Raw genomic sequence first — 25,912 nt, 5'->3', positions numbered from 1 at the left:
TACACGCTCCTTTAAATTGGTACATTCAAACCTTTTAATAGTTCAATCACTTTCTTTTGTATTGTGTCACGTGCATGTCGAACTGGCTGAATGTCATTTGAAAGTAATGGATCCTCAATATCCCAATCGACACTCGTGATGCCAAAGGGTACAATGGGACAACGTTCTGTAACTTGCTGGCAGAGCTTAACAATCACATTCGATGCGATGAAATACTTCATATCAATTTTCTTAGAAGTGTTTCCTGATAACTCAATCCCAACTTCCCTCATGACTTTTAGAGTTAAAGGATGAATATCATGCGGCTCTAGCCCTGCACTTTCGACAATAACGTGTTCCCCGCCATAATGTTTAGCAAATGCTTCTGCTATTTGACTTCGGCAACGATTTTGAATGCATAAAAAGTAAATGCGAACTGGTTTTTTCATCATTATCTCAGCTCCAATATCATTTGTAAATGATTATATAATTATTCAGTTATATATAAAAGTTAAGGTTTTGTAAATCAATCCTATCTTGAATTAAATAAATCAAAATAAATTGATTTAACTATTGAATTTTCCAAATATTATGTGTTAGGATTAGTTCATCAAATAAAATTGATTTAAGGAGGCGGCTGAAATGTTGAACTCTTACAGTATGGAGAAACTCATGCAGTTTCAACAATATGAAATCCAAGAGCAAGCTCGTCATGCCTGGAAATGGGCCAATATCAAAGAAAGTAAGCCAGATAAGCTGCAATTTCCTAGGATTGTTCCACAGACCAATTTGGCATGCTGTCCAGCTTGTTGCTAAAGGGGGAGTTAAAAGTGATTAAAGAGCTTCCTATTTTTTCGAGTGTTGAGAGTCAAGTTGATTTTTCGAAATACGAACTCCAGTTTAAAGCTTTAGCAGATCAGAAACGGTTGCAAATCATGTATGAGCTTACTCAAAAAGGAAGTGTCTGCGTTTGTGATTTGGTTGATATTGTAAACATGCCGCAGTCAAAATTATCATACCATTTGAAGATATTGCTTGATGCTAATCTGATCACGAAAGAGACCAAAGGAACTTGGAGTTATTATGAATTAAATCACGTAGAGGTTAACAGGTTGCTATCACCAGAATTATGCTGTATCTTCCGAAAAAGCGACGAAAATCAATCAAGCGGATGTTGCTCGTAACCCACATAGGTGGGTTTTTAAATGAAGTATTAATCAATATTTCTTGATATAACAAAGGAGAGATGATCTATGAGTCAGGTTCAAAATGATGAAGTACGTCAACATGTTCGTAATCGGTATAAACAGATTGCAATAGAGAGTATTCCTAGTGCAAGTTGTTGCTCCTCCACTGAACCAGTAACAAGCTGCTGTAGCACACCGGATGAGGTTTCCACCAAATTAGGCTACTCAAATGAAGAGCTTAATGTTGTTCCAAGCGGTGCAAATCTCGGGTTAGGGTGCGGAAATCCTCAAGCGATCGCCTCACTAACATTGGGTGAAGTTGTTCTAGATTTAGGGAGTGGTGCTGGTTTTGACGTGTTTTTGGCATCTAAACAAGTTGGAGAAAAGGGTATAGTTTATGGAGTTGATATGACACCAGAGATGATTAGTCGTGCACGTCAAAATGCTCAGAAACATGGATATGAAAATGTAGAGTTTCGTCTTGGAGAAATTGAGCATCTGCCGATACTGAACGATTCGATTGATGTTATTATTTCAAACTGTGTTATTAATTTGTCACCTGATAAACAGCAAGTATTCAATGAAGCTTTTCGTGTATTAAAACCAGGCGGGCGTTTGGCGATTTCCGATGTAGTAATGACTTCAGAACTTCCAGCGGAGTTGAAAAGTGACCTTAATTCACTAGCCGGGTGCGTTTCAGGTGCATCTACAATTGATGAAGTATTGGTATTCCTGCAAAGAAGCGGATTTCGAAGTATTGTTGTTGAACCTAAAGACGATTCTCGAGAATTTATTAAGGATTGGGTGCCTGGCGCAAATGTAGATAACTACATTCAATCGGCGATAATCAAAGCAATTAAATAGAGTAACTAAAAGCCGTAATCATTATGATTACGGTTTTTTCCGATTCGAGCTCTGATTAGTCTTGCGTGAATCATTGATATTCAATTCAGCCCCATTACTATATAAATCATAATATAAGCAGGCCTATTCGCTCAGGGATTCATCTTCCTTTAAGTGCGTAGAAAACTGGAAATGATATTGCAGTTGCAATACTCAAACAAACAATTGAACTGGGTATTATTAATTTCTTCATTTTACAAGACTCCTTACTTCCTTCAAGTTCCATTAGTCATAGATTTCGCTAAGGTGTACCATTATTATGGGTGATGAAGAAAATGTTTATTCCTCCAATGCTTCTCCAATACAGTAAAAACAATCTGCCTTTTAATGATCCTTCCACTTTTGCAGAACTCAAGTGGGACGGGATACGTTTAATCGTTTCAAATTTGGATGAACTAAACCTATATACTAAAAACACGAATGCAACAGCTAAATATCCAGAGTTACACAATCCACCAATTCCTAAAGGTACAATTCTGGACGGTGAAATTGTGGTCCTAGACGAACAAGGGAAGGCTGATTTTGAAGCGACGAACGCGGGTTTCCGTTCTAGTAAGAAGCGTAAGCCCGTCGTATTTATGGCTTTTGATATTTTGTACCACCGCGGCGTAGATGTTACGGCATTACCCTTAGAGGTTCGCAAGGGATTACTTGAAGAAGCTGTGCAAGAAAATGAAAACTATAGGATAGTTCGGCCAATACAGGGCAGCACAACTGATTTCTTTAAACTTATTTGTCAACATGGCTTGGAAGGCATAGTCATAAAGAAAAAATCTTCTAAGTACGAGAAAGATACACGCTCCTGGTCATGGCAGAAGGTTATCAATTATCAGATGGCTGAATGTTTCATAACGGGGTACAGCAAGAAAGAACATTCATGGCTGCTAGGTTATCCAGATGGTGTCAGGATCCGTACGGTTGGAGCAATGCAACTGGGAATAACACCGTCAGCTCGGCAATCGATGTGGCCAGTATTTCAGGCATACAAAAGTGGAGAGAGCAAGGAACACGTCTATGTGCAGCCGTTAGTACGTTGCAAAGTGAAATATCGAGACTGGTATAAGTCCGGTGCAATGCGGCTGCCAGTGTTCGAAGAATTTATTGTTTAGGGGATGATAGTATGAAATATCATGTCAAGCATAAGGAGACAGGCGAAGAAAAGACGCTGAGTCACCTTGAAGTGAATGATATGGTGTACGGCGATGCCGGGCAGGTTATTGTTTTTGATACTTCGATGGTGGCATATGAACTTATTGACGACGAGGATTTGTTAAGCTCTTGATAGTAAATATATAAAATAATAAAACAGCAACAAAAATTAAGATATATAGCCAATTATAAGAAATGAAAGCAAGTGTAATTAGGAAAACCTAAGCTAGAATGTTTTCTACACTCCTTTCGAAAAGTACTTAAAAAAGAAAACCCTGGGGATGCTTTCCCTCAGGGCCTTCTTTTTGTACGGTGCTTCCAGTACGATTTAATATTACCATATTATTACATAATTGTATACTCTTTTGTGTTCATTGAATTGAAATATTTCGAACTTAAACTGCCAATGATTGATTAAACTATCGTTCTTGAGCCTTTTAGCTAAATTATACCATGAAAATAATGATATGAATAATTTAACACAACTTACTTCAGAATAGTAAATGAATGAGAATTTAAGAAGGAGTTGTATTATGCCAGATGAAATAGATGATATAGAATGGGGTCCAATAGTTGAAAAGGGACTAGAAGCAGCTGCTGTTGCTTTTGGATCAGCACTTGGAGGTGAAATTGGTGCTGCTCTCGGTAAGATGATAGCTTCTTCACTATTCGAGTCAGGTGGTCAAGATAAATTTGCAAATGCTATACAAGACTTAAAAGAAAGCATACATCAGATGATTGATCAGGCTTTTTTAAATAAAGAAATTGCAGATTTGGTTGGCATTGGTATGAACTTAAAATCTTATCTAAATTCATTTCCAAAAGATGAAGCCTTGCTTACCGAGATACACGGCCAAATTCCCTTGGTGCTTAGCAATCTTGCTACAAAAGATTCATTTGAAGCATTCACTGCATTTGTCTATGCAGTAAATGTCTATATTCTCATCCTAAGAGCAAAAGCAGTAAAAATCCCTACCTACTATCAAGAAGTAAAGAACAATTTGAATGTATATGCAAAAAATATAGAAGATAAAGCCAATCAGTTTCGTCTAACAATGAATGATAGTTTAACGCCACCTCTTTCTGATACAGAACCGCATTGGAGTGTTAGTAACTTAAAACCTGCTCTCGTAGAGACAAAAGAAAATGGCAGAACAGAGCATAAACCTGGTTTCACCTATGAAGTAAGTTGCCTTTTCAAAGACAATACAATTACAGATCCTTCTCAAGCCTCAATTGCAATCTACAAGGAGCAACGGAGTCAGCCTTATCCATTTCGTGGTATTGACTCAGAAGATGACTTGTTTTCTGGCTATTTAAAATTTACTTATGAGGATATAAAAGATAGCAAGGCGTTACTTGACTATGTTAGAGACAGGCAGTCATTAATTAATCAACGAACCAATAGTCTGAACAAAATACTTAATCCAGCTGAAACCGCCATAATTAAATGGCGTGCTGTTGCAAATGTAATTCCAGAAGCAACTCCTAGTTCATAGTTAAAAGGTGAACTTGATTCCTTCCCGCCTTCTGTCGTTGCCAACTGATTTATTTAAAACAGCCATCATCCTTTTAGAATGATGGCTGTTTTAGGTTAATTGTTAGTTAGTAACAAATATATTAACTTCCGTTTCTTCATTACTTTAATAGATCTTGGTAATTGGGGAGAGTCGTTCTTATTCGGACCTCTAAAAGATGCTCAAAATTTTTCAGTTCGATCCCAGCAGCTGAGATCTTAAGGAGTACAAAGCAAATTAAAACCTTCAAGATAACCCCCCTTCCTTTACCTGATCCACTTGCTTTGTTCGCCTGGGGGAAAGTTAGTCTTAGGTTCTTTGTTATTGAGCCTTAGTTTAAAAAATCGCTTGCATAGCGAATACGTGTTCGGTATATAATGATTAATACGAATATATGTTCGTGTATGGTGGTGAAAAATTTGAGCTTATTATCAAGAATTGAGAACGAAGAGGATATCCAAATTATTAAAGAATACACGCTGTTACCTATTTTGCTCGATATGTTAACCAGAGACATGGAGGAGCTGAAGATGTATAAGGATAAAATTGTTTATAATCATTTACTTTTTTATCTGAAAGAGATCGAGACCGCTATCTACCCCAAAATACAAAGTATTAAGAATAATATGAAAAAGCGTGATATCAAAGTGCTAAACACAAACACAAATGCAATCGGTATTAATGTAGAATACAAAGTCCGCGGTTACATCTATTATTTCACGATGCTTCGAAGTTTGGTTAAAGCAGAACTAATGACCACACTAATGAATATGCGGAGGCGCGTTTAGATGAGCAAGAGATGCGAAAGGACTATATTCCTATCTGACTGCCAGTCATTCTATGCAAGCGTAGAAAAGGCTACTCATCCAGGTCTTGATAATCTCCCTGTGGTTGTGGCCGGAGATCCAGCTAGGAGATCAGGAATTATTTTGGCGGCTTGTCCTATTGCTAAAAGCTTTGGCATCACCACAGCCCAGCGTCTTGGTGAGGCGTTACAACTTTGCCCAAATGCTATCGTAATGCGTCCGCACATGCAGCGTTATATTGATGTATCTCTCGCAATTACAGCTATATACGAAAAATATACTGATCTTGTAGAGATATTCTCAATCGATGAACAGTTCTTGGACGTGACAGGTTCTCTCAATCATTTCGGCTGTACGCCAGTTGAGCTCGCAGGAATGATTCAACAGAAAGTTGCTGCATCTATGAATGTACGAATCCGAGTAGGCATCGGACCGACTAAAATACTTGCAAAGCAGGCAACGGATAATTTTGCAAAGAAGAATGCTAGTGGAATTTTTACGCTAGGCAAAGATGATGTTGAGCGTTTCCTTTGGCCGTTATCTATCGATAAGATGTATGGAGTTGGTTCACGAATGACTCGCCATTTTGTTGCTCTTGGTATGACTACTATTGGTCATGTAGCAAAAACTCCACTAGCAACACTTAAGCAAAAATTCCGCGCACGTTTCGGAAAGCAGTCGGATATTCAAGCGGAAGTCATGTGGAGAACGGCAAACGGACTAGATGATAGTCCGGTTACACCTGGAACGTTTGATATCGCACCAAAATCGATCGGCCATGCTATGACACTCCCTAGGGATTATTTGACGGCTGAAGAAGTTGACGTTGTACTTTTGGAGTTAACAGAAGAAGTTTGCCGCGATGCTAGGTCGAAGGGGTTTACAAGTGGGACAGTACATGTTTTCTGTATGTGCTCGCCTTATGACTCTCCAACAGGATTCAGTCAACAACGCAAGATGCCACTTAATACAAATCATACGTTAAAAGTTTACCACTCAGTGCGAGAAATATTTCTTCGTAATTGGAACGGGTTACCCGTTCGAAAGGTAGGCGTTACCCTGGGAACACTTGCAGAGGAAGATGTTACTCAACTCGATCTTTTTGAAGATGTGACAAAATTACGTGAGCTTGATCGTGTAGTGGATGGCATAAAAGACCGTTTTGGTAATACAGCAATCATTCGTGCTTCGAGTCTAATGAATGCAGGGTTGGCAACGGACAGAGCAGGTAAAATTGGGGGACATTTTAGATGAGCAAGAAACTAGAAATGAATGGTCTATGGGAATCAAGTCGGATGATGCTTCCTCTATCTACGGAAATTTGAACATAATACAATATGAGCATAAATAATAAAAAAAGCCAGATTTTTTAGGCTTTTTTTTATTTCCAATAATCTCATATTGTTCATAAATGCACCCTGCATTAACATGGCAATTAGCTACATATCCAATGGATGAATTCAATGAATTTGTTGTGCATAAATAGGAGCTGAACTATGAAAGAAAAATTGATAAATGTTCAATCCCAAAAGGTTTTGCCTATTACTCGTATAGATACTCGATTTGTTGTCCGAAGTGTGAGGATGGTAAGGCGATGACTGGACGAACTTATAGAGATTATTTTTTGGACTATTTTTTCCTTCTTTACGTCTTTTTCATTAACGTGTTATTTACATTGTAGAACATTAACATTATCTAAAAGGTGTGTTAGTCACTCCAATGTTACCAATCAGTATGCCTTGCCAGAGCCTGGATAATGATTCCCGCAGGTCATTCTTCATATAGGCATGAGATTATGATTCTGTCCTTCTTGAAGCCATTTACTAAGGTCTGGTGCGAGTACTCGAACATATATATTCTGGAGTTTTTCATTTCAACTATACTAATCCTCATTAATATAAAATATAAACAAAGCTGCTTCTATATACTTTGAGCGGCTTTGTTTATTCGGTGAGAATTTCTAAATAATTCCTCGTTAAACATTTCAATTTAATCTTTAGAGTACCTTAGGATGTTTGCAAGCCGTAATCATGAGCAACCCCAGCAAGCCCATCTTTATACCCACTGCCTATTGCGCTGAGTTTCCACTCACCCTTATTCCGATACAATTCTCCTACTACAACTCCCTGTCTCAATGGAGATATCCTCACCAAGATCGAAACGAATTAATTCTGCACTAGTGCTTTCATTGATAATTTGTACATAAGCGTTGGAATTGAGTGACAAGATGAGCTCATTTGAACAAGATTTCAATTTTCTATTTCACCTTCGTCAGTGGCTCCAAATGTAGCCGCACTTTTACATTAATCTTCATAGTAGACCAATGCCGATCCCATGTATCTCTGGTTATTGGTTTGGAGAAAGGTTTAGCAGTCAACCCCCCGATTTGAAGGGGGTCAATCTGCATTTGTTGCATTTGGGATAGCAAGTGGATGACATTCTCCTCCAAGTACTGTTCGATTTTTTGTGTGAGAGCGGCATATTGGAAGTTATCCTCGATTCTTGCGAGCGAATCCAATTCATCAATACTGCCTTTCAAGTCGATTTCGATGGACAGGGATGATAAATCCGGAGTTAGTTTCTTGCGGGTATGTGCGCGAATATGCCCTAGCGTGACCGAGAGGTCAGGAAGGACTAAGTATCGTACGAATCGATCATTATACAACAACTGTTTGATTTGATCGTCCTTTCCTCGTATCTCCGCGACCATGCTGTCCCGGTTGAAAAATGCAGTGCCTTCGTATAGGAACTGATCGCCTTCCGCGCGAAATACCGGTAGCTGGGGGTCGGAAACCTGGGAGTAAAGCATTTTCATAAACTGATGCAAATTAACGATTGTGATTTCGCCTTGTTTTTTCTTTTCGTAATGCTTGAACATGCGATAAAGATAATAATCGATATTGTCTTTTTCATCCAAGTGTTTGGCAAGGAACACATTGAAGTTGCCCTTCGTTATGACTAAATACAGTCGTTGCGAAATGTTCGGATCGGTCAGAACGGTATTGATAAGACTGGTCAGTCCCTGTTTCGCATAAGCTTCGTCCACGAACAGTAAGCGGATTTGGCCGGCTTTCAGTTCATTATAATAGCTCAAATTAAACCCTTTGTTGCCTTCGTTCAATAGAGAGACCTTATGGGTAAGCACGCGCTTCTTCTCTTTGATAAGAGGAGGGACGAGCGTGCTGATTGTTATCTTTCCGTCTTCTCCTCCTCCTTTCACGGACCAGAAAATGATCGGAGTGATTTCTTCAATCATATTGTTTTCTGGTAAGAGGACGCAACCGCATGCGAGTACCAACAAAGAAGACGATAGTAGCACAAGCGTTGCTCGAAGGAACCGTTTCATGACGTTGTCCTGGCTTTGCGCTTGATCATGATCCAGACGAGGAGTGGCGCTAACAAATAAGATGCGGATCCTGCCCACATCTGCAAGTCAAGCCAAAATGCTTGCTCGATCCCGGGCTCCCAACACCATTTACTGATCGAAAGCGTGCAGGTCACCGCCGCACAGCCGCTGACGATCAGCCCAATACGCGTAGTGTTTGTCTTCATTTTGCCTAACAAGCGGGATGCGCCATATACCATCAGCACGAACAGGGCGAGCGAGTAAATGATGCTGAACATATATGCCGAGATCAGGAGAATATCCACCCTTTCGAATACAGGAGATTGCAGGTAGCGCCCCATCTCCACGCTAGGGTATTTGATGGTCGGCAAGTAATTGGAACCGTAGAAGAGCAAAGACGCAATGGAAATAAAGAGGTATTCACCGACTGAGAAGGCGTTAGCGATCGTTAAATATTTTAGCATTTTACGCTGCGGATTCAGCCAAATTGAAATTGCGATTAAATATTCAGGTCCGGATAACGACGAAAATACGAGCAGTAGGGATTTCCACGTAAACGGCTCTGGGCCTGTCGGAATGAGAGGGTATAGCTCGTGAATAGAATTTGATTGTACCCAAAAGAATGGAATATACATAAATAAGATCCAAATCGTTCCAATGAATACCACCGTTACGAACCGTATCATGTTTTCCATTCCGAACAGAGCAAAATAGCAGCTAAGGATAAAAGGAAACACAATGTGCCATTCCCGGTCCATAGAGGGAAAAATGAATTGCTGCATGATGTCGGCGTAACTGATTGAAACGAAAGAAATCTTGAGCAAAAGAAGCGGCAAGCTTACCAAAGCTAAGATTTTGATGCCTGTTTTTCCGAATAATCTTTCAAAACCCTGGTACCCTTGGGCGGGATAGGGGGATGCGAACCATTTGGACAGAATAAATAAGCAAAACTGGGAGACTATGCCCATTGCTATAATCGCCCACAACATGTGCGGTTGAACGAGAGCTGAGGGCATGACAATCATGTAATACAGCATTTGAAGCCTATTGGTGAGGAAGAGCGCGTAAAAGCCGCTTTGTTGCTGTGAGGTTTTTCGAAATATCGAATTAGCATGCATGGGTTCATTTACTCCTTCGCCTAACACGATATTTGTTCAAAGGACGCAATGCTTCAGGGCGAATGCGCATAGCGTGGAACGGCCCTCGGACGAAGAGATCGATCCAATCTCTCCAATAGAACGGAGATACCGGCGCCAAATAGGGCTGGTTCAAGGATGTTAGCCCGTTCAGATGGGCAAGCATGCCAAAGAGTCCGAGCAAAATGCCGGGAACGCCTAAATAGGACGCGAGAAGCAAGAACATGAATTGAAGCAGTAAACTTGACTTGGTGACTAGATAGTTTGGAACGAGAAAAGTGGAAATCGCCGAAATGCCGGCCAAAACAATTAGCACTTTGCTTGCAAATCCGGCTTCTACTGCAGCTTGTCCTATGACGATCCCTCCAATTACCCCCAGGTTTTGGCTCGTTTTGGTCGGCATTCTTAGGCTGGCTTCCTTGATAATTTCAAGCGTAATAAGTATAAAAAGCGCTTCCCAAAAGGGGGATAGTGGCAGTTTGCTACGAGACTCGATGATTACATACAAAATTTGCAGGGGTAGCATTTGATAATGATGAGTCGTTAATGCGACATAAACTGGAATTAGACTAATGGAAAGAAGAAAACTCAGATAGCGTAATGGCCGCAAAAAGCTAGCTACCAACCATCGGTTTATATAATCTTCAGGCGACTGAAACAAGTGAAACAGCGTTATCGGAGCGATTAGGGCGAAAGGAGTGTTATTGACGAAAATGACCAATTTTCCAAGGCCTAGTGAATACGCGCAGGAATCCGGTCGATCCGTCTGAAGATATTGAGGAAAGATACTGTGATAATGGTCTTCCATAAACCCGGCAACATGCGAAGAGTCCAAAAACATATCGAAGTCGATGTTGGAAAGCTTATCTTTCGCGACTGCTACAAATTCTGGATTGATTAGCCCGTCGATGTACATAAGGACTACGGTTGTTTGGGTTAAGGAGCCTACGGTGTATCTCTCCGTTTTGAGCGCTGTTAAAGGAAGCCTTCTTCGAATTAGCAAGATGTTTTGCTCGAGTTGTTCGCTGAAACTGTCTTTTGGGCCAAACATTATGGTTTCCGTCTCGGAGGTTTCGATGGACCGGCTGAGCGAGTTGGGGAGCAAAATAGCATGCCATCGCCCGCTGGATGGGTCGTGAGCTAGCACCGAACCCTTCATGAGATACTGGAGGGCTTGCTCCAAACTGGATAAGCGCGTAATTTTGGCGGTAGTCAGGCTCTTTTCCACCGAAACTCGGAATGAGCGAAAGAGCGGCTCCAGAATCGATTCGTTAAGACGTTCCTGATCAATTAAGGTTCTAAGATAAATAAATGTCAAGCGAAGACCGTCGGCAGTCTCTCGATCAATTATCTCTGCGTCATCCATTAGGGCGAGGTGATGCTCTAAAGCTTCCAATGAGATTGCTGTCATCTTTCACCCTCCTGAATCAGTGCGCTGTGATTTCCTTTATTATTCCTTTTTGGATCGCGTTTTAAACGAACAATTGGAATCTTTGGGAAAATTGATGACACAATAATCCAAGCGACGAGGCGGTCGGTTCTTTGGGTGTACCGTTGGAATTTATCTAGTGGATGTGCGATATGAAAATGCATTCGCTAATTCAATATATACGCGCTTTGAGGAGACTGGTGAAGACAATTACATTGTCGTTATTTCGAGGACTGTATTACACCAACTGATGTAAAAATCTGAGACTCATTATTTTGGGCTAGGCATTGGTATGGACCAATCCAATGCGCTTTTTCTAGGACTATTGCTATCGGCCACATCTGTTAGCATCACTGCCCAAACCTTCATCCTTAGTAAATTATGCGGAATACACTTGTATCGCGAATACATGTTCGGTATATAATGAATAGTGAGAATATATGTTCGATAATTTTTGTGGATATAAATATCTGGCTTAATGGGGTGCATTAAAGTGAGTAAGAAACTTGAAAAAAATGGTCTTTGGGAATCGAGCAGGATGATCTTGCCGCAACATAAAGAACAAGTAATGTTGATGAGGAATGGCAGTACCCCCCGAGCAACTGAACCTCCGACTAGAAAAGAAACTGAAATTATGCGGAACCATATAGTTCTAGCATTCACACTTCAGGTAATTGAAAAGAAGAATATTGAAGTTGAAATGTCATCTCAGACTCTCAAGTTATTGTATTCGGCAACAACACGATTGTTAGCTAAAATTATAAGAGAGGATTTGAAAGAAGTAAAAAAAATCCTTGTAGAAAAAAATATTAGTTTATTCGAAATTTCAAAAGATGATACTGCAATTTATTATCGTTTTGTTTGCCGCGGTCACAAAGATAAGTTAATTATTACCAAAGAATTTGTGCGAGCAGAGGTCAGTGCTAAGATTGGAAGTTATATACAAAGTCTCGTTAGTATCCTACAAAAGGTGTAGGAAAAAGAATAAATACATGCCAGGGTTTTTCTCAAATCACCAGATTAATTAATCGGGTTGGAGATGAAAACGGATTAATGCGATAAGATTTGTTGTTGCATGAAAAACGAAGAACTAGTGAGCATAATTAAAAGCGAATTTTGCTCAAGTTGAATAATGTACAATTATAAAAAGCTTAGAAAAGGCTTATTAATAAGGAAATATAGCTATAAATAAATTTATGTACAATATATTTCCGTAGATTCCTTCCGCAACATAAAGAGTCCGCAATCAGAGGTCAGAAAGAAAAGCAATATATTCAGCGATATGCACTCGATGAGCAAGAAATTCATTTCATCTCTGCTACACTTAGCCAATCCCAAATTTACAAAAGAACTGTACAACTTACGATATATGACAAATACCAGTCACGTACTATTTCGGGAATAGTGACACGAAGCAAGCAAAGAGAATTTCGTTTGGACACCATTGATGCGTTCAGCGGATTAGAGAATTGGGAGTGGATTAGCTTTCAAGATGTATTGAAGGCGGAGTTAATCAAAGAGTGGGCAGAAGAATTGATGATTGATCTGTAGGATGTAGACATTTAACATTTTCGTTGTTTTGGCAATTAGGTGACCCACCGTTATTATTCTTGAGTAGCAATAAAACAAGGGACGAGGCTATACACCGCGTCCCTTTTAATTTGGAGCAACTATGCCAGTAATAAGAACAACTACGCCAAATGTTGTTCTATCTGCCTAAGTAAATTGCGATTGTTTGTTCGAGTTAGATAATCTAAGAGTGCTTTGAGAGGGGGTAAATTACTATGGTAAGGATTTTCGCAGGAGCCAGTGTATTTTCCGCCACCAGGACCTGTATAGAGTCCACCACCAGGACCAGTGTAGAGTCCGCCACCAGGACCTGTATAGAGTCCGCCACCAGGACCAGTGTAGAGTCCGCCACCAGGACCAGTGTAGAGTCCACCACCAGGGCCAGTGTAAAGTCCGCCGCCAGGGCCAGTGTAGAGTCCACCGCCAGGACCAGTATAGGCACCGCCGCCAGGACCAGTGTAAAGTCCGCCACCAGGACCTGTATATAAACCACCGCCTGGGCCGGTATATCGATCGCGTGGCCAAGTATTCTTTTGCATTGATGTTTCCTCCTCATTCATTGAGTATGATCTTTCATTTGTAATACCACCAATATTTGTATTGCTCTAATTGGTCACCCTAAGGGATGGTGATCGAGGGATAAAAGGTAATTTTTAAAGTATTAGTTATAACGGTAAAGGACACGGAAGTAAGGATCTTGCTGCCAGTTCCATACGAGCACTTTTCGCAATCCGTAGTCGCCTTCAACCTGAAGTGGTACTTCACCGTTTATCTGACCTGTCGCTGGATCGAACACGTAGCCGTTCTTTTCTAATACAGTGGCATTAAATGCTAGATTGTTCGAGCTAGGCAGGCTGATGAGTACAGTGATTTGAGCTTGGCCAACAGGGCGGAAACTTGGCATCGGTGCAAGTAACGTCAACTCGAAGTCAGTAGTGCCTTCAGCGATAGGATGCAGCGCTAGCTCGTATTCAAATGTTAGCACTTGTGTACCTTGTTTGAAGAGAACAGGAGCGAGGGAGGCTGTTGATAGGAACAACTGGTGTAGGCGGTTCAACTCGTCAACATTGCCGGTAGCCACAGCCTGTCCGTACTTGGCAAGCTCGTCTTGGAGATCGGCGTAACGTTGTCCAACGAAGCTTACTATGTTTCCGTCAGGGAAGATAGTTCGAACATCGATTGGACGGCCAACAGGCGGTGCGTAGAAGCTTTCGTCTTGGGCGAGAGGGGAGGTTAGGCCAATCTCATGCAAGACCTTCACGCGGTCGTATAGAAGTCCGTATTTAGAGCTGGAGAGAACAGTACAGTTCACATGGCTCCACGACATGTCAATGGGATTAGAAACAGTAAGTGTAGGGACATAAGTATTCATAATATTATTACCTCCAAAAGTTAGTGTTTTTATTAACCGGAGGTACATGCTATACTAGCACTATATACGTTCCACCGGCTCCTTACAGGGGTCAAGCAAGGGTCGTTGCATTTGCGAGATGCGACGGCCTTTTTTGTTTTTTATGGGCATAAACGACAAATTGACAGGGCAATAGTTAATTAGTGATGAAAATTCTCACCTCCTTAAAAAAGTACAGAATTGGGCGTGCTCTCAGTTATAAGAGTGGATAGGGAGTATAGATTTATTTCTTTAGTGAGATGAAAGTTACCTATAATACCTATCCATCCTCATACTGCTTACATTTGTATGCGTGGTTAATTATGATCCCTTGGATTATAGGGAAATTAACTCAGTTAACATGCGTATCTCAGTTGTAACTTGTAGCATAATGGTTTGAATGGATAGTTAAACATTATTTATTATCTTCAAATGAAATTGAATAGAGTAGGAAAATTGTTTTATAAAAATAAGTACAATAAGTTTTAAAAGTTTTATTAAAAAGAAAGTAGTAAATTCTTATACTTTAGTGTTAAAAGCTATCAACTCAATAATCGATCCGTCCAGGATTTAATAGTTTAAAACTATATTTAACTCTTTGTACATTGAATATTAATTCCTAACAATGCTTTATATATACGATAACAACCTAGCAAAAGACATAACCTAATTGGGGGGGAGGTTATTTTAGTTTTATAAATTCTTCTCTGAGTTCTTGTAAAAAAGAATCACGTTTTTTGATTTCTTTATTAAATTGATAAACGTCAATAGAATGTTCTCTATAACTAATTCTCCCTGTAGAAAGTTCTATTGCAGGAGGTGCAGAATATCTCTCTGATATACAATAACTTTGTATTTTCTCTACAGCTTTTTCTAATTCCAATCCAATTTGATGAAAAATATGGGCTATCTTATTTGGACTTACATCCCATATATAAAGCTTAGATTCAATAACTTTTTTAATTTCATGATCGACTTTTATGTTTTCTATGTTTCTATCCAAGAGATCGGTTAGAGTTAAATCCTCTCCATCTTCTTCTAATTCATCTGGTAATTTTCTAATCCTCCTTTCTATATCTTCTATTGGCATGTCATTTAAAGTTTGGAAGAAGATTAAAAAGTTTGTATCTTCGATTTCCTTTTGAAATAACTCAGTGCGATGTTCCTTGATAAAGTTTTGCATTTTTTTAATAGTTATAAGTTTAGAAGTTTTCTTAGTCATATTGGCTCTCCTCAGACCGTAGTCCCTATGTGGGGGACTTATTTCTAAGCCCCACATAGGTTGTTGTTTTGTGATTTTCTAGATGCCTTGCTCCATGGAAATAAAAGTGCTGTCTGCATTGTTCTTGGTCAAACAAGTTGTTGTTGCAATATTTTCTATGCTACTGGCACTCAGCCAAGGTGTTGTTAATCGCTCGGATTTTGTTGGAGCCGCAATGGTAAGATCACGGTATGTATCTCCGCTGAGTGTCCATTCTGATTCGAGCATTTTTTGCAGCCGCTCAATCGCCCGTTTGTGAACGGAACGTACACTGCCCTTTTTGTAGCTAAGGTCCTGTCCAATTACTTCAAGCGTTTCTTCTAAGTAATAGTGACGGTAGATGACGACTCGCTCACGCTCGCTTAGTTTATTAATTGCAACCCGTACAGACAATATGTTTTCTCGGCGTTCAACACTGTTTGATGCGCTTGTGGCGAAGTCTGCTACGGGGCTGAACTGATATTCTTCAGTCGAAAGGTGTTCTTTCGCCCGCAGATGGGTTTCAAAATATGCCTGAATGGCATCAAGAACCTTGTAGTAAGAATAGCCGAGAAGGTCCTTTTTAATTTTACCTTTTTTGGCGGCTCTTACGATTCTAGCCACGGCATCTTGCACAATATCATCGGTTACCGCTTTTGGGTAAAGTCCTTTCAGATTGTCAAATACCAACAATTGAACGACGTCCCTAAAGGCTAGAATGCGATTGTTTGGTACAGGTGGGCCTACACCGATTAAAAAATCACGGACATCGGTGAACCGGTCCTTGTGTTTCTTGCGTTGCTGGTATGCCATTTTTTCCCCGCCCCTTGTGCTAGATGTTGGATTAATACATTTTGCTTTACCTCCATATGTGGTCTCACTTACTTTTGAGGATTCTACTCCCAAAAGCATAGCTTCCTAGCTGGAAATTTGGAGTTTGTAGTCAACATCCAAGATATTCCATACGACTGAGCGGCGAAAAAGTTCCACTCACTACTATAGAAGGATAAACATCCTGAAGCGTAGCAGCTTGGCCGAAAGAACTTTTTGTCGATTGTGTTATCGTTGGCCGAGCTGTACGATTTGAACGAGCCGCGAAAAAGTTCCGCTCACTACTATAGAAGGATTAATGGTCCGAAGCGTAGCAGCTTGGCCAAAAGAATTTATTGATTGTGTTGTCGTTGGCCGAGCTGACGATTCGAACGAGCGTGAAAAAGTTCTACTCACTACTATAGAAGGATTAACTCCCTGAAGCGTAGCAGCTTGGCCAAAAGAATTTATTGATTGTATTGTCGTTGGCCGAGCTGATGATTCGAACGAGCGTGAAAAAGTTCTGTTCACTACTATAGAAGGATTAACTCCCTGAAGCGTAGCAGCTTGGCCAAAAGAATATTGATTGTGTTATCGTTGGCCGAGTTGACGATTCTAACGAGAGGCGAATCATTCGATCACAACTATAGAAGGATTAACTCCCCGAAGCGTAGTTGCTCGGCTAAAAAAAATTATTGATTGTGTTGTCGTCGGCGAGCTGAGGATTTTAACGAGCGCGAAAAAGTTGTGCTCACTACTTAAGAAAGATTAACGCCCAAAAGCGTAGTGGAATATTATCCAATAAGTGGTATCCTATCTTGAAGCAAATTGATATAATGTCAAAGAATCTCAAAAATTGACCACGAGGAGTAGTAGAATGTCAATTGCAATAGGGTTAAGAGTTGCTCCAAAGGTAATATATTATTCAATAGTTAGAAGCTTATCTGACGATAGTTATGAGGTAATTGTAATAGATAAGATTAAAATACCAGAGGCTTTAGATGATCCGCGCAAACTGTCGTATCTAAGGACGACATTATTATCAATAATCATGGAATTTGAAATAAACAAAGCTGGAGTTAGAATTGCTGAGGGAACTGCACAATCAGTGAGTAATTTTAGGATTTATTTAGAAGGAGTTATTCAGGAACTTTTTGCAAACAGTTCTGTTGAAAAATATTTCCTTGCTACTAAAACAAAGTTAGCAAGATGCTTGAACCAGACAAATCAGACAATAACAGATTACATAGAAGGAAAAAACGATTTTTTGGGCATCCCAGATATCGGGAAATCCCACTCCGAAAAACGTGAGAGCATTTTGACAGCAATAGCTTCATTAGAGCAATAGGTAGGAGGGCAAATATGCTTACAGAATTGAAAGTAACTGAGCTTTCATTTAGGTTAGATAAAAATATCGGAGCAGAAGGTCTTAATTCAAGCACTTTTATTGCTCAAGACCTTCAGTTAGATGCTGCGCTTGTAATTAAGCAAGTTGAAAAAGCGAAGATACCAACTGACACAACTTATTTTAATGAAGCCAGATTATTGTATCTCTCTAAACATCCAAATGTTATGGAAATACACTATGGAAGTCAAGACGATAAACATATTTATTTGGCTATGCCGTATTACAAGAATGGTTCTTTAAATGCACTTATAGATCGTAAGTTTCTAACAGTCCGTGAAATTGTTCAATATGGTTTGGATTTTTTAAGTGCATTACACTATATCCACACTAAAAGATTAATTCATTTTGATGTTAAACCAAGTAATATTATTATTAATGATGCAGGAAAAGCTGTATTAACTGATTTTGGCTTGGCTAAACTTACTGATGAACTCGGGTTCGCCAAGACTAAGTATGTTTATCCTACGCACTTAACACCGGAGTTGTACCTAGCTGGATCATTTACATCTCAGTATGATATTTTTCAAGCAGGTTTAACTCTATATAGAATGTGTAATGGGAATAAAGAATTCTCTGAGAAATTAAAAAGTGGACTTACAAGAGAAGAGGTATTGTCTGGTACTTTCCCGGATAGGAGAAAATTTCTTCCACATATTCCAAATTCGCTTAGAAAAATAATTAAGAACGCATTGAAGGTTGATCCGAATGATCGTTATAGGGCGATACTTCATATGATGAATGATTTAAGCGATATTAGTGAGAATCTAGATTGGCGTTATGAGATCGAACCAACTGGGAATATACATAAATGGACTGAGGAAACAGAAAAAAGTATTCATTCATTAACGCTAAGTGAATTAAATGGAGCATGGAAAACAGAAGGGCATAAATTCATGAGATCATCAAATAATACAACTAAAATCTCAAAATGGAGTACAACAAGTAGTTCTCAACAAGAAGCATTTACAAAAATAGAAAAAATACTTAACGAACATTAGTTCTTATTGGATTTTTGTGATATAATTAAGTTATGGAGGGGAACGACATGAAAAAATTTCAAGGAAAAGGAAATTTATCTCGTGACCGACTTGCCAATCCCTATCTTGATCAAAATATCAATAACAGATACTCTGAGGCAAAAATTGTTGATATGCGTAACAACTTCGTTCAAGAAAAAAATAAAGATGGCTACGTATATATTCGGCCAATCGATAACAATAAGACTTACTGATTTTTTATAAAAAAAAAGGAAGTGCATATGCTGCACTTCCTTTTTTTTTGCAATTATTCCCCCAGTTATAGGTTTGAAAACTCTTTTTTCCTATGCGTAGAAAGAAGAATGTAAAATAAAAATAAATTTCCCCCGAAAGAAGTTGATTTTATTAGGGAATTCATTCTATGCACATATGCATGTGGGTGATTCAAGGATCATATCACCGCGATGCGCGATGATCGTCTTCCCCTTCGCGTTCAGCACGCTGAGCGTCACGTCGCGCAAGGACAGTCCTTGCAGCTCGCGGCTGCGGATGAAAGGCTCCTTCGAGGTTAACGGAACCTCGGTAGGGAAAAGCGGCGTGATCGTATGCCCGCCCGCCTCAGCCCACGCATACCCATCTCCCGTGGAGCCGGTATGCGGCACTGAGCATCCGCCAGAGGCGACGATCACAGCGCGGCTACTGAGCGTCTCTCCGCCCTGCAGCTGGACGCCGCTCACGCGACTGTCTGCGTACAACACCTTTTTGACCGGACTGTTGGTCCGGATCTCCACACCTTGGCGCCGCACTTGGCCGATCAACGCGTCGACGACGGTTTTGGCTTTGTCGCTGATGGGGAACATCCGGCCATTGTCCTCTTCTTTGAGGTGAATGCCGAGATTTTCAAAGAAAGCAATAATGTCCCTATTCCCAAAATGGGTAAATGCACTATAAAGAAAGCGCCCGTTGCCGGGGATATGCTTAATTAATTCATCCATGTCTTTGTTATTCGTCACGTTGCATCTGCCGCCGCCAGAAATGCCGAGTTTACGCCCCAGCTTATCGCCTTTATCGACGAGCAGCACTTTGGCGCCGTCCCTGCTTGCGGCAATACTAGCCATGAGGCCAGCTGAACCGCCGCCAATTACGATTACATCATATGTCATTCCATAGAGCTCCTGCCTCACATATTTTCTATATCATAGCATGTGGAGAGCCGTATATTCAAAAGATACACACAACACGTGGATAACTTGTTGATAAAATAGCCATTTTCGTGGATAACTGACCTATCGATTGTGGACAATTATAAATGAATTGTGGATAAGATGCACTTTTTCCTAATTTCATCCACAAACGGTCTTTATTGCAAATCCTTTAGGTGAAACTATCAACATCTTGCCTACCATGTCCGTCGCTAAAATGATAATGATCTACCTGAAGATCCAGCCATCGATGCCCAAGGGAGGTTTCCTGCCCAAAGTAGTGAAGCCCATCTTGCTTAGTAAGCACAATTGCTTCACAAGTGTCACTGCGTTTGGCGAGAAGGGACAGGCCAGCCTCTAGCCCAAGTGAGCCTAATAGACGTGCCCATACATGGCATGCCACGAGATCGTGGCCAACAACTGTGCACTGCAGCACATCGCTGCTAGACTCGCCATGTCTGTGATCTTCAAGCGGGCTATACGTAGATAGCGCACCTTCTAGCATCACAATCGCACCTAACTTAGCATTCTCGTTCCATGGATTTTGAATTCCGATCATCCACGGCTCCTGCTCGGCGCTAGATGGCCCCCATACCGTTACATCACCTTGAGATAGCAAACGTCCCCTTGAAATAGCTAAGGTTTTCTTCAAATAGTCGGTTAATCGTTTCAGGGACCAGCTTGTGTCGAGTCCTTGCAAATGAATACACGTATGCTCCGGCAGTGTTACTGATTTGGTCGTAGGATTCACTCTCCAGCTTTGTGTAGCAGGGGTTGGGGGATACGTTGAGATTGTGCCCTCTTTATATAGAAGAGGTGTATATTTACCATCTGTGATCGCTTGATACATTTCAGCAAGGAAGAGCACCTCTATCATGGCGTTGGACACAAGGCAGCTTTCTCCGGCTAATGTATTTAAAAGGTTGATTTCACTGTCAGGGAGGTTGTGGCTGAATCGCTTCTCTTCACGCCTGAACCATTCGTTGCCAATCTCATGAATCTGCAGTTGTTGTCTCTGCTCACCATGGGGAAGAAGAAGTTCAATAGCCGAGTCCAGCGTTTGAAAATGAAAAGGGAGGAAGGTGTTTGTCGTTATTGTCATCGGGAATTCCTCTTTTCTGTCGAATCCTTACTTATTCTGAGATCAGTATATTAGGGATAGCTGAGATTGAATTGACCGTTAGCTGAATAATAGCTGAAGATTTCTAACTTTCAGCTAGCTTTCAGCCGCTGCTCAGATTGCTTTTAGGCAGGATATGGGATACTGATTGTAGAAGTTGTGAACGAATGAATTTCGGGGGAGGCGAGTGCAGATGCGTCAATTAAAAGGGATTAAAATATTACTCGTCGATGACGAGCCACATATCTTAGAGTTTCTAGAGCTAGGACTAACGAACGAAGGATTCGAAGTGATGACAGCACAGGATGGTATCAGTGCAATCACAGCTTGTAATAAATTTCAGCCGCATATCGCGATTCTGGATGTTATGATGCCGGGCATGGATGGTTTCGAGGTATGTCGCATGATTAAAAAGACAGACAATATCGCGGTTATTATGCTGACAGCCAAAGATGAAATCGATGATCGGGTGAAAGGGCTCACGCTCGGAGCCGATGATTACATGATCAAACCGTTTAGCTTTGAGGAGCTGCTGGCACGGATCTATGCGCGGATTCGAAACCATTTTCCAAACTTGTTCGGGGAAGTTGTTATTGGACCGCTTCGTATGGACGATCGCCGCAAGGAGATCAGCATGCATGACCGAATCTTAGAGCTGTCGCCAACGGAATATGAGTTGCTTAAATTTATGGCAATCAATCACGGTCTCGTACTGAGTAAGACGATGATTCTGGATAAAGTATGGGGCTATGATTTTGGCGGCGAAGAAAATATTGTAGAAGTGTACATACGCTCCCTGCGTGACAAGTTAGGAGATAAGGAGCACAAGCTGATTCGCACCATTCGCGGGGCAGGGTATCGGATGGATTTGACATGAAGACGCGCGGTTGGTTCGCGGCTGTCTTGGAGACGAGATCCCTAAAGTTTCAAATTTTATCTCGCACCTTATTGGTCATGTCTGCACTCTTGCTGTTAATCGGCGTGTTTCAATATGTGTTCATGCAGCAGTTTATGTTTCAGAATAAAGCAGAGACGATCCGCAACCAACTTGCAGCGCTACCGCCTAATGTGTGGCTTCGAGCTGAGCTTGGGGGAGATAAGAGTACGAGCCCATTCCTGCCTAGGCAGGATTTCATGCGAAACAATCGGCAGGATAATTTCGGCGAAGGTCCGCGGATTTTCGTACCGGATTTAACGATTGCACTGATTGATGACAAAGGGACCTATAAACTCGTTTCGTCCCAAGATGAGCAGTCGACGTTGGAGCTAGACAAGGAAGAATATGTGAGAATCCTGCAAAAGCGCACAAAGAAGCAGGAACACATGATCATGAAAGATAGCAAAGGGAATGAACAGCTGGTTGTCTTCCATCAAATCGGAGGTGGAGAACCAGATCGTTCCCGCGGCTATCAGGGGCTCATTCAAGCAAGCACAAGCACAGCGCCGATTAAGGATGTCCTGCTAAGGCAGCTGCTCACGTTCTTATTTCTATCGATGCTGGCAATGATCATTGGGTTGCTAGGCTTCCTGCCTGTGCTGCGGCGGACACTCGTGCCACTGTCTAATTTGGTAGATACAGTGAAAAGTATTGATTCAGGTAATTTGAATGAGCGGTTCCCAGACCATCAAGGGCAGGCAGAGATGGATCGCTTGGCGACTTCCTTCAATAGTATGTTAGAGCGGTTGGAATTTTCATTTGAGGCAGAAAAGGAAGCGAAGGAGCAGATGCGGCGTTTTGCTGCGGATGCCTCGCATGAGCTTCGCACGCCGCTGACCTCCATTCATGGCTTCCTGGAGGTACTGCTGCGCGGGGCGTATCAACAGCCTGAACCGCTGTTGAAAGCTCTGAAAAGCATGCACGGTGAATCCGTCCGCATTAATAAATTAGTTGAGGACCTGCTGTTATTGGCTAGGTTGGACCGAACGCCGTCTTTCCACAAGACGGAGGTAGCTATGGACGATGTGCTGCATGAAATGGAACACCAGCTGTGTCTGCTTGCAGGCGAGAGGTCGGTCAGCTTCCTCTTGGAGCCGGAGACACTGTGTCATTGCGACCCGGATAAAATCAAGCAGGTCATCCTCAATCTGTTCCACAATGCGGTCCAGCATACGCATCCGGAGACCGGTGAGGTGAGAGTCTCACTGACGCAATCGGACGCAGGTGTTGAAATTGCAGTACGCGATAATGGTCCCGGGATTGCGCCGGAGCATATCACGCATTTATTTGATCGGTTTTACCGCATCGACTCCTCGCGGGCACGACGCAGCGGCGGAGCGGGCTTAGGCCTTTCGATTACTCGCTCCATCGTGGAGCTCCATGGCGGCTCCATCCATGTGGAGAGCAGTGTCGGTGAGGGAAGCACGTTTATCGTGCGGTTGCCGGGATAGGGAAGAAAAGAAGAGGCTGACGCTGAGGCGTTGGCCTCTTTGGGTAATTGGGCTCGTGGCAGGAGCTAGAGAGTCATAAGCAGATCAAAGTAGGGCTTACAGCTGGGTTTATGCCGAGAATCCACCTTCGGCGGAGGGAATAGATGGATTTTATACAGGTAAATTGGATGGAAAACGCATTTTTGAGCAAATAGATGGATTTCCTGTAGCTAAATTCAGCTGACATGACCGATTTTCTCTAAAATCGTCAGAAATAGATGGAGGAAATACAGTTAAACATTGATATTGGGAGATTGCGCGGGAATTAACTGTACTTTATACACTTAATGGTTGGTGGGGACGGGAGAAGGTAATGAGTGAAGCAGTAGAAGTAGTAGAAGTAGTAGAAGTAGCATCCCAACGTACAAAGTTATCGCCACCCGCCAAGACGAGCTAGTCCTCTCTCTCTCATCCCCACAACCAGCTACTCCACCCGATCCTACTGTGTGACGGCACAGCTTATCCCGCGTACACAAACACCAAAGGGGCCAACCCTGAATGGTCGGCCTCTTTGGAATCAATAGCTATGAGATAAGCTTACGGCTGCGTGGGCGAAGTGCCCATGAAGCCATGACGAGCGCTAGAAACACAAGCGGTTGGGCAGCGAGAACTAGGCTGTCGCCATTCAAAATATGCGAAGCTGCGGCTCCCGTGAGCTCGAAGAAAAAGCCGGCATATGCCCATTCTTTCAGTCGCGGAAAACGCGGGATCAGGATCGCGATGACGGCCATCAGCTTCCAGAAACCCAGGATGGTTAAGATGTACTCGGGATATCCGAGCCCAGTCAACGTAGCGATTTGCTGCTCTCCATGGGTGATGAAGAAGAATCCGCCGATGACGAAACTTGCAGGTCCTAGGATGGTGGTTACCCAGTAAGCGATTAGCATATTGCGCTCTTTACGATAAGACATTAGACAGAGTCCCCCTCTTTCAGAAATGTGCTCATATAATCCTTATTCTACCATGAAACATGACAAAAGCGAACACCAGTACGTAAAAATTTAATGAAACATATTCCATGCCATTTTCAGCCAATTCTCAGATAGCTCTCAACCAACCTTCAGTTTACGCTCAGATGGGTTTCAGGTAAGGGGTCTATACTTGGTTTTGTAAGGGAAACACACAAATCCAAAGATGAGGTGGAATATAATTATGAAAAAAATCAGCAAAAAAATTCTCGCAGGTTCACTAGTAGCATCTTTTGTCATCGGAGTCGGCTTAGTAGGAGCCCTACATAATGAAGCGTTCGCAGATACAGCAGTAGGCAGTTCCACGAGTACGACAGCTCCCGCAGCAGGACAGGGCGGCAAAGGCTTTAACGATAAAGGTCGTGGACAAATGGGAGATCGTGGTGGCTTCCGTGTCGGCAACGTGATCAAAGAAACGGCAACAATCCTAGGTGTTGAAGAAAGTGTTGTACAGGAAGCACTTAAAGCGGATAAAACATTAGCAGCTTTTGCCCTTGAAAAAGGACTATCCAAGGAAGATTACTTATCCAAGCTCATTGCAGCTGAGACAGCTACAATTACAGCTGAAGTAACCGCTGGTAAGCTGACACAAGAGAAGGCAGATGAGAGAATTAAAGGTTTAAGCGACCAATTAACGAAGCAAATTGACGGTACGGGCTTTAAGGGTGGTTTCCCAGGCGGCCAAGGTGGTCCTGGCGGTAAAGGTGGCCCAGGAGGCTTCGGCGGCGGACACTTCGGTAACCCGGAAGTCATCACGACAATTCTAGGTCTTACTCAAGAAGAATTGAGAACAGAGTTAGAATCAGGCAAATCCCTCGTTGATATCGCGACAGTGAAAGGAATTAGCGAAGATGATTTGATCAGCAAAATTAAAGACGGCATGACAGATTCGATCAAGAAGGCTGTAGAGGAGAAAGGTACGGCTCACCTGCGTCCTGAAGGTGGTCAAGGTCGTCCGGATCGCAAGGCATCCACACAATCAGCAACACCAGCCCCGACAGCTACCAACTAAGGGGATCGAATAGAAAGCTGCTCACAATGTGAGCGGCTTTTTGTGCTTGAGGTGGAAGTTATATGGAAATTTGCTAGGAGTGGGTGGCTTGAAGTAGCTAAGTTTTGGAATGTAACAGGCATAGTAAATGGATAACATACAGTTAATTTTGCATGAATTCACGCTTTAACTCTATTAACTGTAAAAAGTACAGCTAATTTCGAACTATTGGATCAAAAACGTCAGAAAGCGGTTCGGCCCCTTAATTATGGAGTCTTTCTAATAAATACTCGCCATTTCGCAGTTTCTCGTTTTTTTGTATCTCGTGTGAACTGGACCAATTTTGCTAAAGGGTAAA

26 protein-coding genes and 2 pseudogenes are annotated in these 25,912 nt (G+C 41.7%); 16 read left to right on the top strand and 12 right to left on the bottom strand.

Translation table 11 applies throughout. The features are described 5' to 3' along the window. Positions 1-11: 11 nt before the first annotated feature. Positions 12-431, bottom strand: a complete 420-nt coding sequence (locus tag ASG89_RS14015; protein WP_057311337.1) for an arsenate reductase ArsC — start codon at positions 429-431, stop codon at positions 12-14. 190 nt (positions 432-621) lie between these two features. On the opposite strand from ASG89_RS14015, the gene ASG89_RS36395 reads away from it, so the two are divergent. From ASG89_RS36395 to ASG89_RS13985, 8 genes are all read left to right on the top strand, one after another. Beyond that, on the top strand, positions 622-795 hold the full coding sequence (locus ASG89_RS36395; protein ID WP_157276654.1) for a hypothetical protein: 174 nt from the start codon (positions 622-624) through the stop codon (positions 793-795). A gap of 14 nt (positions 796-809) precedes the next feature. After that, positions 810-1,163 (top strand): ArsR/SmtB family transcription factor, encoded by a 354-nt coding sequence (locus ASG89_RS14010; RefSeq protein WP_414813264.1) that lies wholly within the window; start codon positions 810-812, stop codon positions 1,161-1,163. A 69-nt stretch (positions 1,164-1,232) separates the two neighbouring features. Continuing rightward, positions 1,233-2,030 carry an arsenite methyltransferase gene (locus tag ASG89_RS14005; protein WP_057311336.1) on the top strand — a complete coding sequence of 266 codons (798 nt, stop codon included), beginning with the start codon at positions 1,233-1,235 and terminating at the stop codon, positions 2,028-2,030. 305 nt (positions 2,031-2,335) lie between these two features. Further along, positions 2,336-3,178: a DNA ligase gene (locus tag ASG89_RS14000; protein WP_235549759.1), complete on the top strand. Its 843-nt coding sequence runs from the start codon at positions 2,336-2,338 to the stop codon at positions 3,176-3,178. Between the two features lie 11 nt (positions 3,179-3,189). After that, positions 3,190-3,351, top strand: coding sequence for a hypothetical protein (locus ASG89_RS36390; protein WP_157276653.1), 162 nt, complete (start codon positions 3,190-3,192; stop codon positions 3,349-3,351). Positions 3,352-3,721: 370 nt separating this feature from the next. Then, on the top strand, positions 3,722-4,717 hold the full coding sequence (locus ASG89_RS13995; RefSeq protein WP_157276652.1) for a hypothetical protein: 996 nt from the start codon (positions 3,722-3,724) through the stop codon (positions 4,715-4,717). Positions 4,718-5,154: 437 nt separating this feature from the next. Beyond that, positions 5,155-5,523 carry a hypothetical protein gene (locus tag ASG89_RS13990; protein ID WP_057311334.1) on the top strand — a complete coding sequence of 123 codons (369 nt, stop codon included), beginning with the start codon at positions 5,155-5,157 and terminating at the stop codon, positions 5,521-5,523. Next, positions 5,524-6,795 (top strand): DNA polymerase IV, encoded by a 1,272-nt coding sequence (locus ASG89_RS13985; RefSeq protein WP_057311333.1) that lies wholly within the window; start codon positions 5,524-5,526, stop codon positions 6,793-6,795. Between the two features lie 752 nt (positions 6,796-7,547). Here ASG89_RS13985 and ASG89_RS35615 read toward each other — a convergent pair. From ASG89_RS35615 to ASG89_RS13970, 4 genes and pseudogenes are all read right to left on the bottom strand, one after another. Then, positions 7,548-7,755, bottom strand: a pseudogene (locus ASG89_RS35615) (TerD family protein); the annotation flags it as partial. Positions 7,756-7,798: 43 nt separating this feature from the next. Further along, positions 7,799-8,887, bottom strand: a complete 1,089-nt coding sequence (locus ASG89_RS13980) for a Ger(x)C family spore germination C-terminal domain-containing protein (protein ID WP_057311332.1) — start codon at positions 8,885-8,887, stop codon at positions 7,799-7,801. Further along, complete coding sequence (locus tag ASG89_RS13975) at positions 8,884-10,005, bottom strand: GerAB/ArcD/ProY family transporter (RefSeq protein WP_057311331.1); 1,122 nt, start codon at positions 10,003-10,005, stop codon at positions 8,884-8,886. The genes ASG89_RS13980 and ASG89_RS13975 overlap by 4 nt, the downstream gene beginning before the upstream one ends. Before the next feature lie 4 nt (positions 10,006-10,009). Next, positions 10,010-11,434 (bottom strand): spore germination protein, encoded by a 1,425-nt coding sequence (locus tag ASG89_RS13970; RefSeq protein WP_057311330.1) that lies wholly within the window; start codon positions 11,432-11,434, stop codon positions 10,010-10,012. A gap of 511 nt (positions 11,435-11,945) precedes the next feature. Here ASG89_RS13970 and ASG89_RS13965 point away from each other — a divergent pair. Then, a complete protein-coding gene (locus tag ASG89_RS13965) occupies positions 11,946-12,428 on the top strand; it encodes a hypothetical protein (RefSeq protein WP_057311329.1) in 483 nt (160 codons plus the stop codon). A 212-nt stretch (positions 12,429-12,640) separates the two neighbouring features. Then, complete coding sequence (locus ASG89_RS35610) at positions 12,641-13,003, top strand: YolD-like family protein (protein WP_082593182.1); 363 nt, start codon at positions 12,641-12,643, stop codon at positions 13,001-13,003. Positions 13,004-13,143: 140 nt separating this feature from the next. Here ASG89_RS35610 and ASG89_RS13960 read toward each other — a convergent pair whose 3' ends face one another. The 4 genes from ASG89_RS13960 to ASG89_RS13945 form a co-directional block, all read right to left on the bottom strand. Further along, positions 13,144-13,560 carry a hypothetical protein gene (locus ASG89_RS13960; RefSeq protein WP_082593179.1) on the bottom strand — a complete coding sequence of 139 codons (417 nt, stop codon included), beginning with the start codon at positions 13,558-13,560 and terminating at the stop codon, positions 13,144-13,146. Positions 13,561-13,682: 122 nt separating this feature from the next. Next, the gene (locus ASG89_RS13955) at positions 13,683-14,393 is read right to left on the bottom strand and encodes a hypothetical protein (RefSeq protein ID WP_057311327.1); all 711 of its coding nucleotides are present in this window, start codon (positions 14,391-14,393) and stop codon (positions 13,683-13,685) included. Positions 14,394-15,093: 700 nt separating this feature from the next. Continuing rightward, positions 15,094-15,633 (bottom strand): hypothetical protein, encoded by a 540-nt coding sequence (locus ASG89_RS13950; RefSeq protein ID WP_057311326.1) that lies wholly within the window; start codon positions 15,631-15,633, stop codon positions 15,094-15,096. A gap of 78 nt (positions 15,634-15,711) precedes the next feature. Next, positions 15,712-16,464 (bottom strand): sigma-70 family RNA polymerase sigma factor, encoded by a 753-nt coding sequence (locus tag ASG89_RS13945; protein ID WP_057311325.1) that lies wholly within the window; start codon positions 16,462-16,464, stop codon positions 15,712-15,714. 874 nt (positions 16,465-17,338) lie between these two features. Here ASG89_RS13945 and ASG89_RS13940 point away from each other — a divergent pair. Genes ASG89_RS13940 through ASG89_RS13930 form a run of 3 tightly spaced genes read left to right on the top strand, consistent with a single transcriptional unit; the run spans position 17,339 to position 19,100 of the window. Continuing rightward, positions 17,339-17,809 (top strand): hypothetical protein, encoded by a 471-nt coding sequence (locus tag ASG89_RS13940; protein WP_057311324.1) that lies wholly within the window; start codon positions 17,339-17,341, stop codon positions 17,807-17,809. 14 nt (positions 17,810-17,823) lie between these two features. Beyond that, complete coding sequence (locus ASG89_RS13935) at positions 17,824-18,867, top strand: serine/threonine-protein kinase (RefSeq protein WP_057311323.1); 1,044 nt, start codon at positions 17,824-17,826, stop codon at positions 18,865-18,867. A 47-nt stretch (positions 18,868-18,914) separates the two neighbouring features. Continuing rightward, the gene (locus tag ASG89_RS13930; protein ID WP_057311322.1) at positions 18,915-19,100 is read left to right on the top strand and encodes a hypothetical protein; all 186 of its coding nucleotides are present in this window, start codon (positions 18,915-18,917) and stop codon (positions 19,098-19,100) included. Between the two features lie 195 nt (positions 19,101-19,295). On the opposite strand, the pseudogene ASG89_RS13925 reads toward ASG89_RS13930, so the two are convergent. Next, positions 19,296-20,009: pseudogene (locus ASG89_RS13925) on the bottom strand (aminoacetone oxidase family FAD-binding enzyme); the annotation flags it as partial. A gap of 211 nt (positions 20,010-20,220) precedes the next feature. After that, the gene (locus tag ASG89_RS13920; protein WP_057311321.1) at positions 20,221-21,150 is read right to left on the bottom strand and encodes an FAD:protein FMN transferase; all 930 of its coding nucleotides are present in this window, start codon (positions 21,148-21,150) and stop codon (positions 20,221-20,223) included. A gap of 211 nt (positions 21,151-21,361) precedes the next feature. On the opposite strand from ASG89_RS13920, the gene ASG89_RS13915 reads away from it, so the two are divergent. After that, the gene (locus ASG89_RS13915; RefSeq protein ID WP_057311320.1) at positions 21,362-22,045 is read left to right on the top strand and encodes a response regulator transcription factor; all 684 of its coding nucleotides are present in this window, start codon (positions 21,362-21,364) and stop codon (positions 22,043-22,045) included. Further along, positions 22,042-23,556, top strand: a complete 1,515-nt coding sequence (locus tag ASG89_RS13910; protein ID WP_057311319.1) for a HAMP domain-containing sensor histidine kinase — start codon at positions 22,042-22,044, stop codon at positions 23,554-23,556. The genes ASG89_RS13915 and ASG89_RS13910 overlap by 4 nt, the downstream gene beginning before the upstream one ends. A gap of 563 nt (positions 23,557-24,119) precedes the next feature. Here the strand turns inward: ASG89_RS13910 and ASG89_RS13905 are convergent. Continuing rightward, positions 24,120-24,506 (bottom strand): DoxX family protein, encoded by a 387-nt coding sequence (locus ASG89_RS13905; protein WP_057311318.1) that lies wholly within the window; start codon positions 24,504-24,506, stop codon positions 24,120-24,122. Between the two features lie 241 nt (positions 24,507-24,747). Here ASG89_RS13905 and ASG89_RS13900 point away from each other — a divergent pair, with 241 nt between their 5' ends. Further along, positions 24,748-25,575: a hypothetical protein gene (locus tag ASG89_RS13900; RefSeq protein WP_057311317.1), complete on the top strand. Its 828-nt coding sequence runs from the start codon at positions 24,748-24,750 to the stop codon at positions 25,573-25,575. The last annotated feature ends 337 nt before the right edge of the window (positions 25,576-25,912 follow it).

The organism is Paenibacillus sp. Soil766, assembly GCF_001428105.1.
GTDB lineage: Bacteria > Bacillota > Bacilli > Paenibacillales > NBRC-103111 > Paenibacillus_E.
The sequence above is the reverse complement of the archived record's forward strand: the minus strand, read 5'-3'. Positions and strand labels throughout refer to the sequence as shown.